The sequence below is a fragment of the Bradyrhizobium cedriense genome (assembly GCF_054602315.1).
Genome location: NZ_JBTSWB010000003.1, coordinates 685,362 through 707,583 on the forward strand (window position 1 = coordinate 685,362; position 22,222 = coordinate 707,583).

26 protein-coding genes and 1 pseudogene are annotated in these 22,222 nt (G+C 64.0%); 7 read left to right on the top strand and 20 right to left on the bottom strand.

Translation table 11 applies throughout. The annotated features are described in order from the left end of the window. The first annotated feature begins 7 nt into the window (after positions 1-7). Both ACYCVF_RS14965 and ACYCVF_RS14970 read left to right on the top strand, forming a co-directional pair. Positions 8-1,249, top strand: coding sequence for an amidohydrolase family protein (locus ACYCVF_RS14965; RefSeq protein WP_459596254.1), 1,242 nt, complete (start codon positions 8-10; stop codon positions 1,247-1,249). Between the two features lie 182 nt (positions 1,250-1,431). Continuing rightward, a complete protein-coding gene (locus ACYCVF_RS14970) occupies positions 1,432-1,746 on the top strand; it encodes a hypothetical protein (RefSeq protein ID WP_459596255.1) in 315 nt (104 codons plus the stop codon). On the opposite strand, the gene ACYCVF_RS14975 is transcribed toward ACYCVF_RS14970, so the two are convergent. Genes ACYCVF_RS14975 through ACYCVF_RS15000 form a run of 6 tightly spaced genes read right to left on the bottom strand, consistent with a single transcriptional unit; the run spans position 1,725 to position 6,637 of the window. Next, positions 1,725-2,675: a DUF1932 domain-containing protein gene (locus ACYCVF_RS14975; RefSeq protein WP_459596256.1), complete on the bottom strand. Its 951-nt coding sequence runs from the start codon at positions 2,673-2,675 to the stop codon at positions 1,725-1,727. The genes ACYCVF_RS14970 and ACYCVF_RS14975 overlap by 22 nt on opposite strands. Further along, the gene (locus ACYCVF_RS14980) at positions 2,672-3,541 is read right to left on the bottom strand and encodes a substrate-binding domain-containing protein (protein WP_459596257.1); all 870 of its coding nucleotides are present in this window, start codon (positions 3,539-3,541) and stop codon (positions 2,672-2,674) included. The genes ACYCVF_RS14975 and ACYCVF_RS14980 overlap by 4 nt, the downstream gene beginning before the upstream one ends. Positions 3,542-3,565: 24 nt before the next feature. Beyond that, a complete protein-coding gene (locus ACYCVF_RS14985) occupies positions 3,566-4,249 on the bottom strand; it encodes a 4-carboxy-4-hydroxy-2-oxoadipate aldolase/oxaloacetate decarboxylase (protein ID WP_459596259.1) in 684 nt (227 codons plus the stop codon). Then, a complete protein-coding gene (locus ACYCVF_RS14990; protein WP_459596260.1) occupies positions 4,246-4,959 on the bottom strand; it encodes a PIG-L deacetylase family protein in 714 nt (237 codons plus the stop codon). The genes ACYCVF_RS14985 and ACYCVF_RS14990 overlap by 4 nt, the downstream gene beginning before the upstream one ends. Positions 4,960-5,010: 51 nt before the next feature. Next, the gene (locus ACYCVF_RS14995) at positions 5,011-5,895 is read right to left on the bottom strand and encodes an amidohydrolase family protein (RefSeq protein WP_459596261.1); all 885 of its coding nucleotides are present in this window, start codon (positions 5,893-5,895) and stop codon (positions 5,011-5,013) included. Positions 5,896-5,926: 31 nt separating this feature from the next. Further along, positions 5,927-6,637 carry a TetR/AcrR family transcriptional regulator gene (locus ACYCVF_RS15000; RefSeq protein WP_459596262.1) on the bottom strand — a complete coding sequence of 237 codons (711 nt, stop codon included), beginning with the start codon at positions 6,635-6,637 and terminating at the stop codon, positions 5,927-5,929. A gap of 84 nt (positions 6,638-6,721) precedes the next feature. On the opposite strand from ACYCVF_RS15000, the pseudogene ACYCVF_RS15005 reads away from it, so the two are divergent. Both ACYCVF_RS15005 and ACYCVF_RS15010 read left to right on the top strand, forming a co-directional pair. Then, positions 6,722-7,264: pseudogene (locus ACYCVF_RS15005) on the top strand (tripartite tricarboxylate transporter substrate-binding protein); the annotation flags it as partial. 189 nt (positions 7,265-7,453) lie between these two features. Further along, on the top strand, positions 7,454-8,374 hold the full coding sequence (locus tag ACYCVF_RS15010) for a PepSY domain-containing protein (protein WP_459596263.1): 921 nt from the start codon (positions 7,454-7,456) through the stop codon (positions 8,372-8,374). 14 nt (positions 8,375-8,388) lie between these two features. Here ACYCVF_RS15010 and ACYCVF_RS15015 read toward each other — a convergent pair whose 3' ends face one another. Then, positions 8,389-9,534 (bottom strand): mechanosensitive ion channel family protein, encoded by a 1,146-nt coding sequence (locus ACYCVF_RS15015; protein ID WP_459596264.1) that lies wholly within the window; start codon positions 9,532-9,534, stop codon positions 8,389-8,391. Between the two features lie 127 nt (positions 9,535-9,661). Here ACYCVF_RS15015 and ACYCVF_RS15020 point away from each other — a divergent pair, with 127 nt between their 5' ends. Then, a complete protein-coding gene (locus ACYCVF_RS15020) occupies positions 9,662-10,912 on the top strand; it encodes a DUF763 domain-containing protein (RefSeq protein WP_459596265.1) in 1,251 nt (416 codons plus the stop codon). 36 nt (positions 10,913-10,948) lie between these two features. Here ACYCVF_RS15020 and ACYCVF_RS15025 read toward each other — a convergent pair whose 3' ends face one another. From ACYCVF_RS15025 to ACYCVF_RS15060, 8 genes are all read right to left on the bottom strand, one after another. Then, entirely contained in the window at positions 10,949-11,191 is a 243-nt protein-coding gene (locus ACYCVF_RS15025) for a hypothetical protein (protein ID WP_459596266.1), read from the bottom strand. A 33-nt stretch (positions 11,192-11,224) separates the two neighbouring features. Then, the gene (locus ACYCVF_RS15030) at positions 11,225-11,488 is read right to left on the bottom strand and encodes a hypothetical protein (protein WP_459596267.1); all 264 of its coding nucleotides are present in this window, start codon (positions 11,486-11,488) and stop codon (positions 11,225-11,227) included. Positions 11,489-11,503: 15 nt separating this feature from the next. Further along, positions 11,504-11,644 carry a hypothetical protein gene (locus tag ACYCVF_RS15035; RefSeq protein ID WP_459596269.1) on the bottom strand — a complete coding sequence of 47 codons (141 nt, stop codon included), beginning with the start codon at positions 11,642-11,644 and terminating at the stop codon, positions 11,504-11,506. 88 nt (positions 11,645-11,732) lie between these two features. After that, on the bottom strand, positions 11,733-11,933 hold the full coding sequence (locus ACYCVF_RS15040; protein ID WP_459596271.1) for a hypothetical protein: 201 nt from the start codon (positions 11,931-11,933) through the stop codon (positions 11,733-11,735). A 13-nt stretch (positions 11,934-11,946) separates the two neighbouring features. Then, positions 11,947-12,132 carry a hypothetical protein gene (locus tag ACYCVF_RS15045; protein WP_459596273.1) on the bottom strand — a complete coding sequence of 62 codons (186 nt, stop codon included), beginning with the start codon at positions 12,130-12,132 and terminating at the stop codon, positions 11,947-11,949. A 144-nt stretch (positions 12,133-12,276) separates the two neighbouring features. Beyond that, entirely contained in the window at positions 12,277-13,530 is a 1,254-nt protein-coding gene (locus ACYCVF_RS15050; RefSeq protein WP_459596274.1) for a cytochrome P450, read from the bottom strand. 91 nt (positions 13,531-13,621) lie between these two features. Continuing rightward, positions 13,622-13,945, bottom strand: a complete 324-nt coding sequence (locus ACYCVF_RS15055; protein WP_459596275.1) for a hypothetical protein — start codon at positions 13,943-13,945, stop codon at positions 13,622-13,624. A 106-nt stretch (positions 13,946-14,051) separates the two neighbouring features. Next, positions 14,052-14,825, bottom strand: coding sequence for a ferredoxin--NADP reductase (locus ACYCVF_RS15060; RefSeq protein ID WP_459596276.1), 774 nt, complete (start codon positions 14,823-14,825; stop codon positions 14,052-14,054). 155 nt (positions 14,826-14,980) lie between these two features. On the opposite strand from ACYCVF_RS15060, the gene ACYCVF_RS15065 reads away from it, so the two are divergent. After that, positions 14,981-16,177 (top strand): amidohydrolase family protein, encoded by a 1,197-nt coding sequence (locus ACYCVF_RS15065; RefSeq protein ID WP_459596277.1) that lies wholly within the window; start codon positions 14,981-14,983, stop codon positions 16,175-16,177. 122 nt (positions 16,178-16,299) lie between these two features. After that, positions 16,300-16,989: a hypothetical protein gene (locus ACYCVF_RS15070; protein ID WP_459596278.1), complete on the top strand. Its 690-nt coding sequence runs from the start codon at positions 16,300-16,302 to the stop codon at positions 16,987-16,989. Between the two features lie 16 nt (positions 16,990-17,005). Here the strand turns inward: ACYCVF_RS15070 and ACYCVF_RS15075 are convergent, their stop codons facing one another. The 5 genes from ACYCVF_RS15075 to ACYCVF_RS15095 all read right to left on the bottom strand — a co-directional run bounded on the left by ACYCVF_RS15075 (position 17,006) and on the right by ACYCVF_RS15095 (position 22,205). Further along, positions 17,006-17,461, bottom strand: coding sequence for a MarR family winged helix-turn-helix transcriptional regulator (locus ACYCVF_RS15075; protein WP_459596280.1), 456 nt, complete (start codon positions 17,459-17,461; stop codon positions 17,006-17,008). 13 nt (positions 17,462-17,474) lie between these two features. Further along, positions 17,475-18,179, bottom strand: coding sequence for an ABC transporter ATP-binding protein (locus ACYCVF_RS15080; RefSeq protein WP_057028850.1), 705 nt, complete (start codon positions 18,177-18,179; stop codon positions 17,475-17,477). Continuing rightward, the gene (locus ACYCVF_RS15085) at positions 18,176-18,967 is read right to left on the bottom strand and encodes an ABC transporter ATP-binding protein (protein ID WP_459596281.1); all 792 of its coding nucleotides are present in this window, start codon (positions 18,965-18,967) and stop codon (positions 18,176-18,178) included. Before ACYCVF_RS15085 ends, ACYCVF_RS15080 begins: the two co-directional genes overlap by 4 nt. Continuing rightward, complete coding sequence (locus ACYCVF_RS15090) at positions 18,964-20,853, bottom strand: ABC transporter permease (RefSeq protein ID WP_459596282.1); 1,890 nt, start codon at positions 20,851-20,853, stop codon at positions 18,964-18,966. Before ACYCVF_RS15090 ends, ACYCVF_RS15085 begins: the two co-directional genes overlap by 4 nt. A gap of 149 nt (positions 20,854-21,002) precedes the next feature. Then, complete coding sequence (locus ACYCVF_RS15095; RefSeq protein WP_459596283.1) at positions 21,003-22,205, bottom strand: ABC transporter substrate-binding protein; 1,203 nt, start codon at positions 22,203-22,205, stop codon at positions 21,003-21,005. Positions 22,206-22,222: the final 17 nt, after the last annotated feature.

Consider the following 22,222-nt stretch of genomic DNA (forward strand, 5'->3'; position numbering starts at 1 on the left):
CGATGCCATGACCACCCAGACCGCTTTCGACCTGATTGTCCGCAACGCGCTGTTGCGCTCATCCGCCGCACCCGTCGATATCGGTGTGAAGAGCGGTCGGATTGCCGCGATCGAGCCGAAGCTCGCCTGCGAGGGCGTCGAGGTCGACCTCGGCGGGCGTCTTGCCCTGCCCGGATTCGTCGACACCCATATTCATCTCGATAAGGCCTGCCTGCTCGGCCGCTGCGGGCACAATCACGGCAGCGTCTCGGACGCCATCCGCGCCGTGGCCGGGATGAAGAAGGATTTCACCGTCGAGGATGTCTACGCGCGTGGCGCCAGAGTGCTCGAACGCGCGATCGTGCACGGCACGACGCGCATGCGCACCCATGTTGAAATCGACCCGCGCATCGCCTTGCGGGGCTTCGAGGCGATCAAGGCACTGAAGCGCGACTATGCCTGGGCGATCGATCTGTCGCTCTGTGTCTTTCCGCAGGAGGGCCTGACCAACGATCCCGGCAGCGAAGAGCTGCTGATCCAGACGCTGCGCGACGGCGGCGAGGTGATCGGCGGTTGTCCCTATATGGACCGCGACCCGGTCGCGCATCTCGAACGCATCTTCGATCTCGCGCAGGAATTCGACGTCGATGTCGACCTCCATCTCGATTTCGATCTTGATCCGTCCTGGTGGCACCTCGACGAGGTCTGCCGGCAGACCGAGCGGCGCAACTATCACGGCCGCGTGGCGATCGGCCACGCCACGAAGCTCTCGGCGTTGCCGCCCGACAGGATGCAAGCCGCCACCGCGCAATTGGCAAGAGCCGGCGTTGCCGTCACCGTTCTGCCGGCGACCGATCTCTATCTGATGGGGCGCGATGCCACCCATAACGCGCCGCGGGGACTGACGCTCGCCCACAAGCTCGCCGGTGACGGCGTATTGTGTTCAGTGGCGACCAACAACGTGCTCAATCCCTTCACGCCGTTCGGCGATGCCTCGTTGCTGCGCATGGCGAACTTCTATGCCAATGTCGCGCATGCCGCCGTCAGTGACTTCGACACTTGCCTCGATCTCGTCACCGAGCTGCCGGCACGGCTGATGAACCTCGGGGACTACGGCATCAAGATCGGCAATCCCGCAGATCTCGTCGTGCTCGACACGCAGGACAGCCGTTTCGCCATCGCCGAGCTGCCCGACATCGTGACGGGTTTCAAGGGTGGCCGGCAGACATTCGAGCGGCCTCGGGCCACGTTGTTCAAGCCCGGACGCTGAGCACAGCCACCTGACGCAGGAACGTCAGGAAGTGGCCGCTTCCCATTCCATACTACCGCCGCTTCAGCTCAGCCGAGTCGGTAGAATCCCGGACCGTAGCCCCCACGCGTTGCGAGATCGGCCACGCCGATCTTAACTGGGGCTTGTACTGACCGTTTGCGTGCGATCGGGGAAGTAGAGTTATGTTCAGCGCGTTCCGCAGCATCGACGATCGTTCGATCCAAGCCAGCACACCCACCGATACCGCGGTGAAGCGGCTCGAAGGCATCGGCCACGTTCTGTCGGATCTCGATCTCGCGGCGATCCAGACGCAGGACGACGTGAATCGTACGCTGTGGACGCTCGACGCCGCGAGCAAATGCGTTCGGTCTGTGCTGGCCGAATTCCGCACCCAGCCGGCGACGGAGCAACTCGTAGGCAAATCCCGCAATCTGATAGAGCTGATCCAGCGCGCCCGCGACCAGGTCGTGACCTTTCACGTCCTGGTGCGGTCCTGAGCTGACGGCTTGGCGCGCTTGATCGTCGCGAGGATCCGGTCGGCCTCGGTACGCCAGTCAGCACTGCGCGCAAACTCCTTGGTTCCCTTGACTCCGAACAGCCCCTCATCAGCGAGATCGGCTACCCAGGCCTGCCGTTCGGCCGTGCCCTGCGCCCACCACGGCGTCAGGCCGACCTCGCGCACGGTCTCCGCCACCTCGCGCACCTCTTCGGCACGACGGCGGCCGTGCTCGATCGCGCGCTGGAAGAAATAGGCGCCCTGCTTCTCCCAATCGATGCCCGGAAAGGTTTCCGCCAACGAGGCCAGCACGGCATCCTCGACACCATAGGCGCGCGCGGTGGTAAAGCTCTCGATGACCATGGCCTCCAGGCCCTTGATCATGATGCTGCGGCACATCTTGACGGCCGAGGACACACCGAGCTCGTCGCTGGCAACCTTCGCCGCGAAGCCGATCGCATTCAGCAGCGGCTCCAGCTCCCTTGCGCCGGGCCCGCCGAGCAGCAGCGGCACCTTGATGCGGTAAGGCGGCACCGAGGTCATCACGGCACCCTCGACATAGCGGCCGGCCGCGCCGTCGACCAGTGCAGCGGCGCGCTGCTTGGCACCCGGAGACGCCGAGTTGAAATCGAGAAACCAGGTACCCTGATTGAGTGCCGCCGCACAGGCTTTTGCGACCGGTACGGCTTGGCTGGCGGTGACCGCGGAGACGATGAGATCAGACTTCCCACTCAGCTCGGCATGAGAGCCCACGAGCACCACGCCGAATCTCGCCGCATGCTCCTTCAGTGATGCGCCCTGCTCGCCGCCGAGCTTGATGTCGTAGGCGGCAACCTTGATATTCTGCTGGCGCAAATCCTCGGCAAGAATCCTGCCGACCTCGCCGTAGCCCACCAGCCCGATCTGCCACCGTCCCGGATCAGACATCAATTCAATCCTCGCGTCGTTTCGTCGAACAGTTCCTCGACCGCGTAGCGGCGCGGGATCAGCGCCTGCTGGAATGCGTAGTCGACGATCAGTTCGAGCGATTTCCTGTTCGCCTCGATTCCGAACGGAACGAGATCTGGCGAGCCGGCCGGCCCCGCCTGCGCCTTGTTTCGCTTCAGAAGATCATAGACGCCTGCGACAACATCGGGGCGCGATCGCGCCAGTTTTTCGGTCATGACCACGAGATGATTGACCGGCACGACGCTGCGACGCGCGTACCATCGGGTGGCCTCCGCAGACGGATCGGAAAACAGCGGCTTCAGCTCGGGACTATCAGAGGTCTCGCCGAGGACGGCGTCGAGCTCGCCGTCGAGCAGCATCTGCAGGATCTTCTTGTTCCTGGGCGCTCGCTCGGTGGTGTCGACATATTCGGCGACATGCGGATCCTCGAACGTCACCCAATTGATCTTGTCGAGGTTGACGCCATAGTCATTGGCGAGGATCCCCCTGATCCAGGCGCCTGTCGTCGTCGTGAACGAACGGATACCGATGCGCTTGCCTTCGAGGTCGGACGGTCCCAACCTCGCTCGCGCGGGATTGTAGAGCGCGTAGGCATGCTGGAAGCGGCCGAGCATGGTTGCCGGCAGCAGCACCAGCGGCTTGCCGTGCGCCTTTGCCATCAAGTAGGTGACGATCGCCATCTCGCAGACGTCGAAGGCCTGCTCGCGCACCATCGGCTTGAACGCGGTGTTGGTCGGCGTATATTCGATGAAGTCGAGATCGAAAAGATCGGAGCAGAGTTCTCCGCTCTTCACCGCCCGGACATGGGGGTGACTGCCGAGCACGGCCTTCACTTTCAGACGATCCATCCGTCCGCTCCGTTTCCCGTCGCTTCAGACGTCCTCGGGATTGTCGACATACATCAGCCCGGCCTTCGCCAGCGCCTCGCGCATGTTGTACATGTCGAGGCCGAGCTCGCCGGAGGCCAGCCGCTTGCGCTTGCCGCCTTCGTCCACATTGCGCTTCTTCGCCTTCTCGGCGACATCAATGGCATAGCGCTTCGGCACCACCACGACACCGTCGTCGTCGGCAACGACGATGTCGCCGGGATCGACATTGACGCCCGCGCAGACGACGGGGACGTTGACCGAGCCGAGCGTGGCCTTGACCGTTCCCTTGGCCGAGACCGCGCGCGACCACACCGGAAACTTCATCTCGTGCAGCGCCTTGACGTCGCGGCAGCCCGCATCAATGATCAGCCCCTGCACACCGCGTGCCTGCAGCGAGGTCGCCAGCAATTCGCCGAACATGCCGTCGGTATTGTCGGTGGTGCAGCCGACGACGAGGATGTCGCCTTCCCTGCACTGCTCGACCGCGACATGGATCATCCAGTTGTCGCCGGGCTGCGCAAGCACGGTGACGGCGGGTCCGGCAATCGACGCACCCGGCCAGACCGGTCGCAGATACGGCTTCATCAGGCCGATCCGCCCATAGGCTTCGTGCACGGTCGAGACGCCGTACGCCGCCATGCCGGCGGGATCGGCACGCCTGATGTTGCGAACGACGACCGGCTTCATGCAAACTCCTCCGCGACGGTCGGAAACAGGCGCTGATAGGCCTCGCCATACGTCATGGGTACACCGGTGTTGCGGCTGCCCTGGATGCCGCGGTTGAGCGCGACCCGCTCGTAGTAGCCCCAGAGATGCTTCTGCGCAGCGAGGATCTGGAACGCTTCGTATTTCTCCTTCCACACGTCGTCGATCTTGAGAAGCAGGTCCGGCTTGTAGTTGCACTGCTCCGGCTGGTGCGGCTCGAACAGGAATACCGGCGGCGCGGAGTATTTGTACTGCGCGCCAGGCTTGTGGCCCATCGCCTGCGCCACCACACGCGTCTCCTGTGCAAAGTGCGCGGCGTTGGGATGGTCGAAATTATAGGGATCCTCCAGCGCATGCGTCAGCACGAAGCTCGGATTGAGCTCGCGGTAAATGTCGACCATGCGGTCGAAATGCGCCTCGGTCAGCTTCAGCGGATAGTCACCGCAATCGAAGAACTCGATCTCGGCCCCCAGCAACCTTGCCGCCCGCTCCGCCTCGTCCTTGCGGCCGGCCTTGACCGACTCGAGCGTCGCGCCCTTTTCCTTCCAGGCGAACTGGCTCTCGCCGCGCTCGCCGAAAGACAGGCAGACGATCTTCATGCGATAGCCCTTCTTCGCGTGAAGCGCGATGGCCCCGCCGGCGCGCCAGACGAAATCGCCGGGATGGGCGGTGATCACGAGACCTGTTTTCATGGGACGAACTCCCTTCTTTCGTTGGTGGGCATCATTTCGATCGCTGCCCCCTCATTGGCCGAAGCCAAACAGGCGCGCGGGATTGTCGACCAGAATCTTCCGCTGTAACTCCGACTCCGGCGCGAACAACGGAATCAGATCGACGAGATCACCGTCGTTCGGCATCACCTTGACGTTGGGATGCGGCCAGTCGGTGCCCCAGATGACGCGATCGGGTGCCGTCTCGACGATCTTTCGCGCGAACGGCACCGCGTCCGTGAATGGCGGCCCCGCCGACGACACCCGCTCCGAGCCGCAGATCTTGACCCAGCATTTGTCGTCACGCTTCATCAGCTCGATCAGGATCCTGAACGGCAGCTGGTCGAGCCCCTCGGACGCCCTCACCCGTCCCATGTGATCGATCGTGTAGTTGAGCGGAAGCTTTGCCAACATGTCGGCATATTCAGGCAGGTCGATCGCGTCAAAATGCAGGTCGATATGCCAGCCGAACGGCGCGACCATCGCAATGACGCGGTCGAACACGCCCTTGTCAGGGACACCGCCGAGATGACGGACGAAATTGAAGCGGCAACCGCGAAAGCCGCCTTCGTGCAACGCGCGAAGCCCGCGCTCGGTGATGTCGTCGTCGATATTGGCGACCGCGCGGTAGGCGCCGTTGCTTTGCGCAATCGCATCGAGCGCAACCGTATTGTCGGTGCCGTGCACACTGGCATTGACGATGACGGCGCGCTCGACGCCGAGCTTGGCATGCAGCGCGCGAAAATCCTCCAGCGGCGCGTCCGGCGGCGTGTAGGATCGGTCGGGCGCGTAAGGATATTTCGCGCCGGGCCCGAAGATGTGGCAATGCGCATCGCACGAGTGCTTCGGCAGCTTGAATTTGGGCGTGCGCGTGTTCGGGTCAGGCGGCGGAATGGTCGGCGTGTACATCATCGTCATCGGGTGAACCCGCCGAAGCGAGACGCTTGTTTCAAGTCTTGCTGCTGACGACCGGCCGCTGCCTCGCCGGGACGATTTGATCCAGCGCCGGCGCCTGGAACGCGGCAACGGTGGCCTGCACCAATTGCTCGATGGCCTTGGCGGCGTCGCCGCCATCGGCCTCACCGCGCGACAGGCGCGAGACACGTTCCGGCGTCACCAGCGAATAATAGAGCGCGCCGAGCAGGAAGTGACTGCGCCAGACGATGTCGGTGCGCGGAATGTGCGGCAGGCTCTCGTGGATCGCGTCGATGAAGGCATGGCTGGTGTCGTCGAACGTCTGCGCAATGATTTTTCGCGCGACGTCATTGCCTTCCGCCGACATCACGGCACGCAGGCGCGTGAAGCGCGCCCCGCCTCCGGCGAGATCGCTGCCGGAGGTGAAAGCCGGCACCACATAGGCGCGCACGATCGCCTCCAGCCGGTCCTGCAGATCGCGCACGCGCTTGGCGGCCGCGAGCAACTCGGAGCGACGCAGGTTCATCGGCCCGCAATGGCGCCGGTAGATCTCGAGCAGCAGGCCGTCCTTGGTCTTGAAGTGATAGGTCACGCTGCCGGGATTGGCGCCTGCGGCTTGCGCAATGTCGCGTACGGAGACGGCATTGAAGCCGTTGATGGCGAACAACTCCTCGGCCGCGGCGAGGATTGCCTCGCGCATGTTCGGCTTGCGGGTCGCTTCCGGACTGGTGGACTTGCGTACCATGGTATTTGTACTATCGTACAAAAGATCAGGTCTCGTCAACAAAGAACCAGGGGCGCGTCCGGAACGGATTGGAGCCGCCGGCAGGCGCAAATGACGAAGGAGCCTGACAAACTCTCCTACGGCATGTCTGGCAACGGCACCTCGGCACATCTGGCCGGCGAGCTGCTCAAATACATGTCAGGCACCAAGATCGTCGCGATCCCCTCCAAAGGCGGCGCACCGGCGCTCACGGCCGTGATCGCCGGCGAGATCCCGCTCAGCATCAATCCGCTCGCGGAAGCCATCGGCCAGCTCGAGGGCGGCCCGGTGCGCGCGCTCGCGGTGACCTCGGCCGAACGCTCCAAAGCGCTGCCCAATGTGCCGACGATCGCGGAGTCCGGTATCGCGGGCTACGATGTCTCGGTTTGGTGGGGCGTGCTTGGTCCGGCAAAGATGCCGCCGGAGATCGTGGCCAAGCTCGAGACCGATCTGAAGGCAGCACTGCAAGACCCAAACGTGCTGTCGACGCTTGGCAAGATCGGCGCAACCCCGGTCGGTTCATCCGCCAAGGACTTTGACGCCTACATGCGCGCCGAGGCGACCAAATGGGAGCCGGTGCTGAAGGCCGCCAACATTCGCGCGCAGTGAGGCGGGTCATCGCGAGTCGCGCGATCCGCCGCGATCCGCCAGACGATCTCCGACCAGGTGCAAACGATTGGCGTTCGCCAACATTGCCAACTTCGTTTGCTGCAAATCAACGCAACAACATGGACAAAGCGTCATTTGTCATCGGGGCTCCGCTGGGCGACGAAAGCGTGAGCTCGCCGGAGACTGAGAATGAGCAAACCTTTGTTGTTGGCACTGCATCGCTGGATCACCCTGGTCTTCGCACTACCCCTGCTCACGATCATCGCCACCGGACTGATCCTGTCCTTTGAGCCCCTGGTGCAGGTCAGCGGCATCAGCGGTCCGGCGATTGAATCCGGACGCATCGTCGAGCTGGTGAAACGGTATGATCCGAATAGCAACGCACGCGGGCTTTCGATCAATGCCGCTGCGCAGCGGATGACGCTGCAGGGCGCGGGAGCACCTGCGATCGATCTCGCAACCGGCGAAGTCGCTGCCTCAAGGTCCAGCCTCCCCGATCTCTTCCTGTGGGCACGCGTCACGCATGAACGGCTGCTCGGCCAGGCGTGGCTGGTGAAAAGCTCGACGATCGCCATGGTGACCTTGATGTTGCTCGGCGTTCTCATGGGGCTGCCAAGGCTGCGCAACACGCTGTCCGGATGGCACAAGGGCACGGCCTGGTTGGCATTGCCGCTGACTCTCCTGAGCCCCCTGACCGGCCTGTGCATGGCGCTCGGCCTGACGTTCCAGAGCATCGCCGCTCCAGCGGGCGGACGTCCCGTTGCCCTGCCCGACGCCGTTCGCATGGTCGCAGACTCGCACGAGCTGTCGCATGTGATCTCGATCGGCGCCCGCGGCGGGCGCATGATGGCGCGGATCTATGAGGACGGGGAGCTGCGCGCCTACGCCGTCAATTCATCCGGCGTCACACCGCTGCCGCGCAACTGGCCGCGCCTGATTCACGAGGGAAACTGGTCGGCCCTGATCGCTTCGCCTCTGAACGTCGTCACCTCGATCGCACTTCTGATCTTGCTGTCGACCGGACTCCTGATCTGGACCCGGCGCAAACTGCGCAAACCGCGACGGCGCGCCGGCGGACAGACCGACGCAGCCATGGCTGGAGCGGCGTAACATCCGCCCGGCATTCAATTGCGTGCACCAGCCCGCACCTTCTCCGGCGGCGCGGGACGCTGCCGAAGATCGAGATCGTCGTCTCCACCCGACGGGATGAGAATCGCGCGCTCGCGCGGCAGGGCCTCCGGCATCTCGTCGCGGATGAAGGCGATGAGCTTCTCCCTGATCTCGCAGCGCAGGTCCCAGGATTGCGGTGCATTCCTGGCGCTGACCAGAGCGCGAAGCTCGATGGTGCGAGAGTCCGCATCGATGACCTGGAGATTGACCACCGCTCCATCCCAAAGCTTGGACTCCTTGACCGCTCCCTCCAGCCAGCGCCGGATACGCGGAACGTCGGCGCGGTAATCGACATGAAGCGCGATCACACCGATCAGAGAGGCTGTATCGCGCGTCCAGTTCTGGAACGGCTTTTCGATGAAATAGGACAGCGGCACCACCATGCGCCGCCAGTCCCACAGCCGGATCACGACATAGGTCGAGGCAATGTCCTCGACCCAGCCCCATTCGTTCTCGATGATCACGGCATCCTCGATGCGGATTGGCTGGGTGATGGCGATCTGCAGGCCGGCAATCAGATTGCTGAGCAGCGGCCGCGCGGCCAAACCGACGATGATACCCGCGGCACCGGCGGAGGCGAACAGGCTGACCCCGTATTGCCGGACAGAATCGAACGTCATCAGCGCGGCAGAGATCGTGATGACGACGATGATGGTGTCCGTGACGCGCTTGAACACGCGCACCTGCGTGACGTGCTTGCGCGCCACGAAATTCTCGGTGACGTCGCGAAAGTTCTGGAGATAGCGCGCCGCACTCATGTCGACGATCCGGATCGAGATCCAGCCGATCAGCGCGATGAAAGCCACGACGAACAGCCGCATCAGCGGCGTGCGGATGGCGTCGTCCAGCGGTGCGAGCGGCAGCACCAGGGCGACGGCAGCGAGACACAGAGCGAGCCGGGCCGGACCTGCGGTCCGATCGACAAACACGCTCAGAATGGGAAAGCGGGTTCCGAATGTGCGGCCGAGCAGCCATATGGCCACACGATAGGTCAACAAGGCGAGCAGCATCGCGCCGACAACAAGGCTGAGGCCAATGAACCATGAGGGTATCCAGCCGAGCATCCCATCGATGTCGGCCATGAGAGCCTGCCAATTCATTGCGTCCCCGTCATTGCATGCGCACCAGCGCGCTCAACGCCTTCTGGCCGGCTTGGCTCCCCCCGTTCAATGCAATGCAGCATCCCGCTGATGCAACCGTCCCTGAAGTGCGCTAGATTGAACTCCCATGACTCGACGAACCGGCAGCGCCGATCTCCCTCTTCACACCGGACGGGTTCCACCGTGGCTGGCGAGCCGCATGTCCTCGCTGGGGGCGATTGTCACCCAGGCGATCGTGCATCATTACGGCCGCGATGCGTTCCTCCAACGGTTGTCGCATCCGTTCTGGTTCCAGTCTTTTGGCGCCGTAATGGGGATGGATTGGCACTCTTCCGGCATCACCACCTCGGTGATCGGCGCACTGAAGCGCGGGCTCGGACCACTTCAGGACGAACTCGGAATTTATGTCTGTGGCGGCCGAGGTCAGCATTCGCGCAAGACGCCGGACGAGTTGTTGCAACTCGCCGACCGTGTCGGTTTCGACGGCGCAAGGCTGACGCGTGCCAGCCGCCTGGTGGCGAAGGTCGACAGTGCCGCGGTCCAGGATGGCTTCGACCTCTATCTGCACGGATTTTTCGTCACGGCCGACGGCAAATGGACCGTGGTGCAGCAGGGCATGAACGGCGACAAGCGCCAGGCCCGCCGCTATCACTGGCATTCAGAGGCGCTGCAGAGCTTTGTCGATGCGCCGCACAGCGCGATCGATGGTCCGCAGCAGGGCGAGATCGTCAACCTTACCGACCGTCGCGCCGACGTCTCGCGAACCGCTCAGCTCGAGCTTCTGGGCAATCTCGGCCCCGACCGCATCGTCTCCGAACTCGAGCGGCTCACCGGGACTGCGCCCGAACCGGCGCAGGCGATGCTGCCGCATCTGATCATGCCCGCGCATCACGATGTGCGCCCCAAGGACGTGTTCGCGCGGCGCCTGCACGGCACGCTGGCCGCGGCAGCCGAGCGCGGTCCGGTCGATTTTCCCGAGCTGCTGCTGTCGCCGGGCGTCGGCGCGCGCACCGTGCGCTCATTGGCGATGGTCGCCGAGGTCGTGCACGGCGCGCCGTATCGCTTCAAGGATCCAGCGCGCTTCTCGCTCGCGCATGGCGGCAAGGACCGGCATCCCTACCCCGTTCCGATCAAGGTCTATGACGAGACCATTCGCGTGCTCAAGGGCGCGATCCAGAGCGCCAAGCTCGGACGCGAAGAAGAGATGCAGGCGATCAAGCGCCTTGACGATCAGGCGCGGCGGCTCGAGCGGACTGCAACCGGGCCATCGGTTGAGGCTTTCATCGTCGGCGAACTTGCCGCCTCGCCGGATCTCAATGGCCGCTCGGTGTTCGGATGGGAGCGCGACCTTGCGCCTACAAAAAAGCGGACCGGCTGAACACCGGTCCGCAAGTTGGCGGGAGGAACGCTCGTCTCAAGCCTTGTCAGGCCCCGGCTCCTCCTCGAGCCGGTTCGCAGCGTGGTCCTGATACTGTTCGGTCTGGATGGACTTGCCATCCATGCCACGAATGTCCGAATGCTGCTTCTTGTCGCGGTTTGACAGCACCATGTTGTCGCCGATCATGTCCTTGGACACATCGGTCAGTGCGCCGGTGCCGTCGCCCTTGCCATGCATGCCCGATCTGAAATGCGTCTTGCTGCCATGCCCACCTGGCATTTGTCTCTCCTCTTGCAGTGACCTTCCGAAGACTTAGTGCTTTTGCTGCGCTGGCGTCGGTTTCGGTGGCTTGTGCCCGCTCTGACCGGGATCGTTGTGCTTGTTGTGATCGCTCTCCTGATTGAGACCGCCGCGGCTGACCGGAAATTCGCTGTGGCGCGCAGCGGGATTGGCACGATGGACGCGCGTGTCTTGCGGGTTATGACCCGTGGCCTGCTCAAGTTCTCGCGCATCCGGAACATCCGGTTTCCGCTCCAGGATGCGCACTTGCTGCTCATGTGTCTTCTTTCCTTGCATCCTGCGCCTCCAGTCTTAGCGGCCTCTTCGGGGCGAACCGCTCCGCGCCGCATCCTTGTCAACGCCGCCGCTGATGTTCACGTCGTTCTCGACGTCACCTTCGATCGTGTTTTGGCCGAAGGCGTCCTCGATGTCCTCGGGCGACGCGTCGGCCATTCTCGTCCCCTTCGATCCGCCGATCAGGGGATTATCACGGACGTCCTTTTCGCTCGGCGCGTACAGCTTGGGTTGCTTGTTGGCCATATCACCTGCCTCCGCCTTTCCCGGCCTCGTCGTGGCTGTGGTGGGAATCGTGCTCGCCGCCGCCGCCGGACACCCGGCTGTGGCTGCGCTGTAGGCCATCCGCCGGCGGCTTCTTCACCTCCAGCGGCGCCTTCGCGTTCTCATGCGACGCGCCGGGGCCGCCCTGACGAATGCTGTTCGGTGTCTTGGTGGATGTCGACATGGATGTCGCCTCCTCAGCGATCTTGCTGATAGCCTTGATTGGTCGTGTTCTGCTTGATGTTGCCCTGCTGCCCCTGCTGGTCCGGATTTTGCGCACGTTGCTGCCCGTGCGGCACCTGATCTGCGGGCGTTTGCTTGCTGTCGCCAGTTCCCTTGCGGCTCTGATTCTCCGATGGAACAGGCGGCATCTTGCTGGTCATGATCTTGTCTCCCGTTAAGACGTCGATCTGCGAGATGCACGGTCAAGGAATTCGCAGCCGTGCGTCCCAGGAGACAACAGGTCCAGCGGCACACCGTTCCTGATTGACAACGCGCAGCAGAGATTTTCCGAAGGGACGCTGATCTCAACTCGTCGCGAGGGAACGCTCGACCGCCCGTCCCGGTGTTCCACGGCCATCAGCCGTGACGGGAAGTTTCGCGATCGCGCGCAAGCCCGGCCGCCTGCGCCAATGGACCTCGGCGGGCTCGACGGCAAGACCGAGTTTCGGCCATCGCACGAACAGCGCTTCCAGCGCGCAGGCCGCCTCGATGCGCGCGAGCTGATGACCCAGGCAGAAATGGATTCCCGTCCCGAACGAGACGTGACGATTGGGTTTGCGTTCGAGATCGAGAATTTCGGGACGGTCATGCATCGCGGGATCCATGTTCGCTGCCGCGAGCATCACCATGACACGATCGCCCTTCTTCAGGAGTATCCCCTCGACCTCCACATCCCGTCGCACATAGCGCGGCTTGGAGAACTGCACTGGCGAGACGAAGCGCAGGAACTCCTCGACGGCGAGGCCGACCCGGCTCCAGTCCTCTTCGAGCCAATTGCGCAAGCCGGGATTCCTGAGCAGCTCGTAAGCCGAACCGCTGATGAGATGCGTGGTGGTCTCGGAGCCCGCCGCGAGCAGCAGAAACACCATCGAGACCATCTCATCCGGCGTGATCTGGCCGCCTTCGCGCTCGACCTGGATCAGCTCGGCGATCAGGCCCTCGCCGCCCTGCACGCGGGCGATCTGCAGCTGCCGTTGGAGATAGGCGCGCATCTTGCGGAACGCGAACAGCAGGCGAAAGAAGCTGACGACATTCGTCAGCGAAGACATCTCGTTGGCCCACGCGATGAACTTCGGGCGATCGGCCGGCGGCAGACCCAGGAGCTCCGAGATCACCGCGAGCGGCAGGATGCGCGCGTAGCGCTGGACCAGATCGGCCGGGCTTCCGGCTACGAACAGTTCGTCCGCAAGCGTGTCGGCGATGGCACGGATGCGCGGCTCCATCGCAACGATCGCGCGGCGGCGAAACGCTTCGTCCACGATGCTGCGCAACCGCGTGTGATCCGGCTCGTCCATCGTCAGCATGTTGTTGGCGATGGTCCTGACGTATCTCGGCATCCACCAGCGCAGACCCGCGACATCGCCGTCCTCCTTGCGCAGCGTGAAGGTCGTGGCGTCCTTCAGGATCTGCGCGGTGGCGTCATGGGTCGTCGTGATCCAAACGTCGCCGATGAGAGGAAATCGCGTCGCGACCACGGGGCCGGACATACGCAGCGTCGCGATCGCCTTCGGCGGATCGCGGAAAAAAGCCTCGTTGGTAAAATCGAGGCGCACAGTCATGTGATCACCGGACTGATTGCTGGCGTTTCACCCAGATGGTGCGCGGCGCGGCCGGTGCAAGGGGCGCCTCGTCGACCGACAACGAGAGGCGCTATCCGCGCCCCGGCGAACGCTGCCCGGTCTTCCGCTGCTGTTGCGTGTAGGCGTCCCAATGGCTCCAGCTGCCATTGCTGAGGCTCTGCAGGTCGGTTGCGAGCGGGCGGCGTGTGCGCTTGTCGTGATCGGCGATCGCGCGTTCCGACTGCACGATCTTCCGCTTGAGCTCCGCGACCGCCTTCTGGGTTTGGCCATTCCGCTTCGATGAGGCGATCTCGCCCATCGTGAAGCGCGCGGTCTCCAGCGCCTTCAACTCGGCGCGGTTCTTCTTCAACTGGACCCGGTGCCAGGCGATATTGCTGTCGCTGTCCGCAACCATGTGGGAACTCCGCTGATTCGTTCCCACATAGTATCAAGCGCCGAATCGGCGCCGCAACGGGCCGCAGGCGGCGAAAATACGGTCTTATTGCGCAGGAATTCCGGGATTACCGCTCGGCAAAGGCCTTTTCGACCACAAACTGGGCCGGTTCGCCATGGTTGCCCTCGGCGAAGCCGCGTTCGCCCAGGAGCACGCGGGTGTCCGCGACCAGCGCCGGGCTACCGCAGATCATGACGCGATCCCGGGCTGCTTCCAGCACGGGCAGGCCGATATCGGCGAACAGCTTGCCTGACGTGATGAGGTCGGTGATACGGCCGCGGTTGCGGAAGGGATCGCGGGTCACGGTCGGGTAGTAGATCAGCTGATTGCGAATGTACTCGCCGAGCAGCTCGTCCTTCGGCAGATGCTCGTTGATCATCTCGCCGTAGGCGAGCTCCTTAACGTGCCGGCAGCCGTGTAGCAGCACCACCTTCTCGAACCGCTCATAGGTCTCGGGGTCCTTGATCACGCTCAGGAACGGCGCCAGGCCGGTACCGGTGCCGATCAGGTAGAGGTTACGCCCCTCCTCCAGATTGTCGATCACGAGCGTACCGGTCGCCTTGCGGCTGACGATGATCTCGTCGCCTTCCTTCAAATGCTGAAGCCGCGAGGTCAGTGGGCCGTCCGGCACCTTGATCGAGAAGAACTCCAGCGTGTCCTCGTAATTGGCGCTGGCGACGCTGTAGGCCCGCAGCAGCGGCTTCTCGCCAACCCGGAGCCCGATCATGGTGAATTCGCCATTGCGGAAACGGAAGGTCGGGCTGCGAGTGGTCTTGAAGGAGAAAAGCGTATCGGTCCAATGGTGGACGCTCAAAACGCTTTCCTGGTTAAAATTGCTCATCACACCTTCCCTGTCGCGTCATTGCGGTTACGAGGTGGGCAGCTATGCGTCGTTTGTACACGATCATTCGTATACTAATGAATAATCCTGCTTGATCCCGCGGTCAAGGCTGCCCAAGATCGGAAGCGTTGCAATTGAGGACAAGGATCCCTTCCATGGCGCATGACGCACCCCAGGCCACCGGACCCTCGAAGCTCGTGATCCGAAATATCGGCCTGATCCTGTCCGGCGCTTTGGAGAAGCCGATCCTGGACGGGGACACCATCGTCTCCGAGAATGGCAAGATCACCGCGATCGGCCGCTACAAGGACGTCAACACCGAGGGCGCGACCACCATCGTCGATGCCCAGGGCACCACGGTCGCACCGGGCCTGATCGACAGCCACGTCCATCCCGTTGCGGGTGACTGGACGCCGCGCCAGAACCAGATCAACTGGATCGACAGCTACCTCCATGGCGGCGTCACCACGATGATCTCCGCCGGCGAGGTGCACATGCCCGGCCGTCCCCGCGACGTCGTGGGCCTGAAGGCCATGGCCGTGTTCGCCCAGCGTGCGTTCTGGACCCTGCGTCCCGGCGGCGTGAAGGTTCACGCGGGTGCGCCGGTGATCGAATGCGAGATGGTCGAGGAAGATTTCAAGGAGATGGCCGCCAACGGCGTCAAGCTGCTCGGCGAAGTCGGTCTCGGCGGCGTCAAGGACGGTCCGACGGCCCGGAAAATGGTCGGATGGGCGCGCAAATACGGCATCCAGAGCACGATTCACACCGGTGGCCCTTCGATCCCCGGCTCCGGTCTGATCGACAAGGACGTCGTGCTGGAGGCCGACACCGATGTGGTAGGTCATATCAATGGCGGCCACACCGCCCTGCCCGACGACCAGATCCGCTGCATCTGCGAGGGCTGCAAGCGCGGCCTCGAGCTCGTGCACAACGGCAATGAGCGCTCCGCCCTGTTCACCCTGCGCACGGCGCGCGAGATGGGCGATCTGCACCGCGTCATCCTCGGCACCGACGCACCGGCCGGCTCCGGCGTGCAGCCGCTCGGCATCTTGCGCATGGTCTCGATGCTCTCCTCGCTCGGCGATCTGCCGGCTGAGACCGCGTTCTGCCTTGCCACCGGCAACACCGCGCGGATGCGGCAGCTCGACTGCGGCCTGATCGAGGTCGGCCGTTCCGCCGATTTCGTCATCATGGACAAGGCGCAGCACTCGCCCGGCAAGAACATCCTGGAGAGCGTTCAGCTCGGCGACCTCCCCGGCATCGGCATGACCATCATCGACGGCATCGTGCGCACGCAGCGCAGCCGCAATACGCCGCCGGCAGGCAAGGTGCCGGAGGTGGTCGCGAAGTGACGCAGCCGGCGCGCGCGGCGCTCTGCGGGGGCCCCCAAGGGCCTTGAACGAATTTCCTCTCTGCTGCGTCTAATCCGAGCAGCCCGGCGAAGGCCGTGCATTGCTGGAGCGTCGAGGAGATCATGAAGAGTTCGTCGCGGATAGCCGCCGGCGTCGCCGGCGCGGTGGCGGGTTACGTCGCGATCTTTCTTGTGTTCTCCGTGCTCGACTTTGGCAACCGGGCCGACCCGATCACATCGGGTCTTTTGGGACTGTTCGTCTACTCCCCCATCGGCGCGATCGCGGGCGCGGTGCTCGCCAGCTGGCTGGCGACGCGCACAGGCAGCGACGCCAGCAACGAAAGCGTCGCGCGCACCAGCCTGAAGTCCCTTGGTATCGTCGCCCTCTTCTGCGTCGCAGCTGCCGCCACTTACCTCGCCTACGCCTATGCGACCGCGACGCCGTGGCTCAACCCGAACGCGGCCAATCCTCTTCTCGTGTTCGAGGTCCGTTTTCCTGTGGGGGCAACGGTGCCGACATCAGCGCAAGGCATCACCATCGAATTGCAAACCGATCTCAACACCATGCCCGGCGAAGTGACCCCGGCCGCCTTCTATCGCGACGGCGACCAGCCCGTCATCGCAGGCGAAGTCGAACTCGCCTTTCGAACCTCGCACCGGCAACTCGCCGTGAACATCCAGGGCCAGCCGACCCGAATTTTTCCGATCGACTTAACGGCACGGGCGCCGCATACGCCGGAATTCGGAACGTGGCGGCGCCTCAGCGATGGCAGCGAAATCCGCTACCGCGCCAAATGGCCGGGCAAAACCTGATCTCCTGTCGTCTTCGCTACCGCAGCTTGTTCAGCAGCGCCATCAGCATCTCACGCTCCTTCGCGTCAAGCGGCGCCAGCGTCTCGCGGGTGATCGCGATCGCGTTCGGCGCCAGCTTCTCGGCGAGCTGCTGACCGGCGCGCGTCAAGCTCACCAGCAAGCGGCGTCCGTCTTCGGGATCCTGGCTGGTCTCGGTCAGCCCGCGCGCCGTCAGGCGGTCGATCACGCCCTTGATGGTTGCGACATCCATCGCGGTGAGGCGACCGAGCTGGTTTTGCGAGCACGGTCCGGTCTCGGCGAGCTTCGACAGCGCCGCCCATTGCGTCGGTGTCAAATTGGTGCCGATATCGCGCGAAAAGATCGAACTGTGGCGTTGCCAGACCTGGCGCAGAATGAAGCCGACCTGCTCGTCGAGCACGTAAGGCGGTTTTGCCGGTTTGCCGTTCTTCTTGGCCGCAACGCTTCTCGCCATCCGTTTCCCGCCCTCACAACGACAGATGCGCGTCGCGGATATCCGGACGCGCGTCGAGCTCGGCCATGGTGCCGCCGAAGCAGATGCGGCCGCGCTCGATGATATAGGCGCGATCCGAAATCAGCCGCGCAAAATGCAGATTCTGCTCGGAGACGACGATGCTGACGCCCTCCTTCTTCATGGTCAGGATCGCATCGACCATCTGCTCGACGATCTTCGGCGACAGGCCCTCTGAAGGCTCGTCCAGCAGCACCAGCGAGGGATTACCCATCAGCGTGCGCGCAATGGTGAGCATCTGTTGCTCGCCGCCGCTCATGCGTCCGCCGGGACGATTCTTCATCTCTCCCAGATTTGGAAACAGAGCGAACAGTTTTTCGCGCGTCCAGTGCGGTGCGTTCGGGCGCTTCGGCTGGCGGCCGACTTCGAGGTTCTCCTCGACGGTCAAGTCGGTGAAGATGCGCCGCTCCTCCGGTACGTAGCCGAGCCCCTCGCGCACGATCTCGTGTGTCGGCTTTGTCGAGACGTCCTTGCCCTCGAATGTGATGCGGCCGGATCGCTGCGCGACGAGGCCGACGATCGAGCGGAACGTCGTCGACTTGCCCGCACCGTTGCGGCCCAGCAGCGCCACCACTTCGCCCTCACCGACCTCGAAGCCGATGTCGAACAGGATATGGGCCGGGCCGTAATGGCTATTGAGGTCTTGCACCGTGAGCTTCATGCCGATGCTCCTTCGCGGTGGCGCGCATCGTAGACGAGGCCTTCGCCGAGATAGACGGCCTGCACCTGCGGATTGCCGCGTACCTCCGCCGGCGAGCCCTCGGCGATCAACGTCCCGCGGTTGAGCACGATGATGCGGTCGGCATGCTCGAACACGACGTCCATGTCGTGCTCGGTGAAGAGCACGCCGATCGATTTTTCCCGTGCAATGCTCGCAGTCAACCGCATCAGGTCAACGCGCTCACGCGGCGCCATGCCCGCGGTCGGCTCGTCCATCAACAGCAGCTTCGGCTGGTTGGCGAGCGCGACCGCAAGCTCGAGCCGCTTGAGGTCGCCATAGGCGAGCTCGCCGCAGGGACGGTCCGCGTAGCCACCCATGCCGACCAGTTCGAGCAGCCGCCCAGCCTCGCCGCGGTCGAACTTGGGCGCTGAGCCGAATGGATTGAACAGTTGCTTTCGGTGCGAGATCAGCGCGACCTGCACGTTCTCGCGCACGGTCATGGTGGCGAAGGTCGCGGTGATCTGAAACGTGCGCCCGACGCCGAGCCGCCAGACCTCACGCGGCTTCCTGCCTGTGATCTCTTCGCCGAGCAGGCGGACGTGCCCGGAATCCGGCTTGTTCTGGCCGTTGAGCATATCGAAGCAGGTGCTCTTGCCGGCGCCGTTCGGACCGATCAGCGCCAGGATCTCGCCGGCACGCAGCGCGAACGAGACGCCGCGCACGGCATGGATGCCGCCATAGGATTTGGTCAGGCCTTCGACCGCGAGAAGTGGGGGTATGGCGCTCATTCGGCAGACTCGATCGGCTTGGCAAGCAAGGGGGATCCCGGTGGCGATGCCTTCTTCCGGCGCTGCGCCAGCATCTCCAACATGCCGACGATGCCCTTGGGGAAGACGACGACGATCAGCATAATGAAGCCGCCGAGCACGAGCTTGGACAGATCGGTCTGGCTCACCAGCCAGATGTTCAAGGCCTTGTAGACGATGGCGCCGATCACGGCACCGGACACCGTCTCGACGCCGCCGAGCAGCACCATGACCAGTGCGTCGACCGACAGCGAGATGCCGAGATTGTCGGGGAACACACTGCCCTTGAGGTAGGCGAACAATGCGCCGCCGATGCCGGCCGTCGTGCCGGCGATCACGAAGGCGGTCCACTGGATGCGCTTGGCGTCGATGCCGATCGCTTCGCTGCGCAACAGCGAATCGCGCGTTGCCCGCAGCGCGTAACCGAACGGCGAGAACACCATGCCTCGTAGCGCAACCGTCACCAGCGCCGCGACGCCGAGCGCAAGCCAGTAGAAATGCGACGGGCTCGCCGCCCAGCTCGACGGCCAGAGGCCGAGAATGCCGTTGTCGCCGCCCGTCACGCTCACCCATTGGAACGCGATCGACCACACGATCTGCGCAAAGGCGAGCGTCAGCATCGCGAAATAGACGCCGGAGAGCTGCACGGCAAAGAAGCCGAACACGGCGGCGCCCATGCAGCCGAGCAGCGGGCCGAGCAAAAGGCAGACGATCATCGGCAGCCCCGCCATCTTGGCGAGGAAGGCGATGCCGTAGGCGCCGAGCCCGAAATAGGCCGCGTGACCGAACGAAGCGAGGCCGCCGACCGACATCAGGAAGTGCAGGCTGACGGCGAAGATCACGAAGATCGCGATCTCCGAGCCCACGGTCAGCAGATAATTGCCCGCGAACAGCGGCAGCGTCGCTGCGACGATGAGCGCCGCAAGCGCGGCCAGCCGTTCGTTCGACGTCAGTGGGCGCCAGGGATTGACGGTGAGGCCGGGCGTCTTGCGCGCGGCCGCCTCCGGCTTGCCGAACAGGCCCCAGGGCCGCACGATCAGCACCACCGCCATCACCAGGAAGACCAGGATGATGGAAATCTTCGGAAAGATCAGGATGCCGAAGGCGTTGAGCTCGGAGACCAGCACCGCCGCGACGAACGCACCGACGATGCTGCCGAGACCGCCGATCACGACAACGACGAACACCTCGACGATGATGCGCAGATCCATGGCGTGATGCACGGCGTCGCGCGGGATCTGAAGCGCGCCGCCGAGCGCCGCGAGGAAGACGCCGACAGCGAACACCGACGTGAACAGCCATTTCTGGTTGACGCCGAGCGCCGCGACCATGTCGCGGTCCTGCGTCGCAGCGCGCACCAGCACGCCCCAGCGTGTGCGCTGGAACAGCAGCCAGAGAATGCCGAGCACGACGGGCCCGAGCACGATCAGGAACAGGTCGTAGCTGGGGATGTTCTGGCCGAAGAAATCGACCGCACCCCTGAAGCCCGGCGCGCGGCGGCCGACGAGATCGTCGGGCCCCCAGATCAGGACCACGAGGTCCTCGACCATCAAGGTCAAGCCGAAGGTCGCGAGCAGCTGGAACAGTTCAGGCGCATGATAGATGCGCCGGAGCAGCACCATCTCGACGACGACGCCGATCACCGCCACGGCCAGCGCGGCCAGAACGATCGCGCCCCAGAAGCCGAATGCGCCGGACAGGCGTTCCGTCAGCGTGAAGGCGATGTAGGCACCGATCATGTAGAAGGCGCCGTGGGCGAAATTCACGATCCGGGTCACGCCGAAGATGATCGACAGGCCCGAGGCCACCAGGAACAGCGACGCTGCGCTGGCGAGACCGGTCAGAAACTGTACGACATAGAAGGCCATCGGCGGTCCGGGCTGGTTGAAGTCGTAGGGTGGGTTAGCGCAGCGTAACCCACCGCTTGTTCTCGAATTGCACCGAAGGTGGTGGGTTACGCCAAGCGGTCTGCGCTACGCGCAGTCCGCAGGGCTAACCCACCCTACGGCGGCGGCGATCAATCCTTCGGGCGCAGCTTCGCGACTTCGGCATCGCTCGGCAGATAGTCCGCACCCTTCTTGTATGACGAGTCCACCATCACGCCCTTGCCGTCCTTCAGCGCGGTCTTGCCGACATAGGCACCGAGCGTCGACTGGTGGTCGATCTTGCGGAAGGTGATCTCGCCGAATGGCGAGGGCATGGACAGCCCTTCCGCCGCGGCGATCAGCTTCTCCGGATCGGTCGAGCCGGCCTTCGTGAGAATGGCGGCTGCCGACTTGATGGTCTGGTAGCCGACGATCGAGCCGAGACGCGGATAGTCGTTGTACTTGGCCTGATAGGCCTTCAGGAACGCGTCATGCTCGGGCGTCTTGATCGAGTACCAGGGATAGCCGGTAACGATCCAGCCCTCGGGCGTTTCGTCCTTGAGCGGATCGAGATATTCGGGCTCGCCCGTCAGGAACGAGACGACCTCGCGCCCCTTGAACAGGCCGCGGGTGTTCCCCTCACGCACGAGCTTGACGAGATCGGCGCCGAAGGTGACGTTGAGGATCGCTTCGGGATTGGCGGCGGCAACTGCCTGCACCACCGGACCTGCGTCGATCTTGCCCTGCGGCGGCCACTGTTCGTCGACCCACTGGATGTCCGGACGCTTCTCCGACATCAGCTTCTTGAACACCGCAACCGCCGACTGGCCGTATTCGTAGTTCGGCGCGATCGTGGCCCAGCGCTTGGCCGGCAGCTTCGCCGCTGCCTCGACCAGCATCGCCGCCTGCATGTAGTTGGAGGGACGCAGGCGGAAGGTGTACTTGTTGCCCTTGGACCAGGTGATGGCGTCCGTCAGCGGCTCTGCCGCGAGGAAGAACACCTTCTTCTGGTTGGCGAAGTCGCTGACCGCAAGGCCGATGTTCGACAGGAACGTGCCGGTCAGCATCGCGACACCCTCGCTCGAGACGAGCTCGTTGGCCGCGGTCTGCGCATCCGCCGGCTTGCCGCCGTCGTCCTTGGAGACGACGACGAGCTTCTTGCCGTTGATGCCACCCGCCGCGTTGATCTCCTCGACCGCGAGCTGCCAGCCCTTGCGATAGGGCTCGGTGAACGCCGGCAGCAGCGAGTAGCTGTTGATCTCGCCGATCTTGATGTCCTGCGCCAGGGCCGAATGAGCCATGCCGCTCGCCAGAAGCGCGAAGGCCGCGCCGACGATAGTATTTCTTGCTCGCATCCCAACCTCCAGTTTGA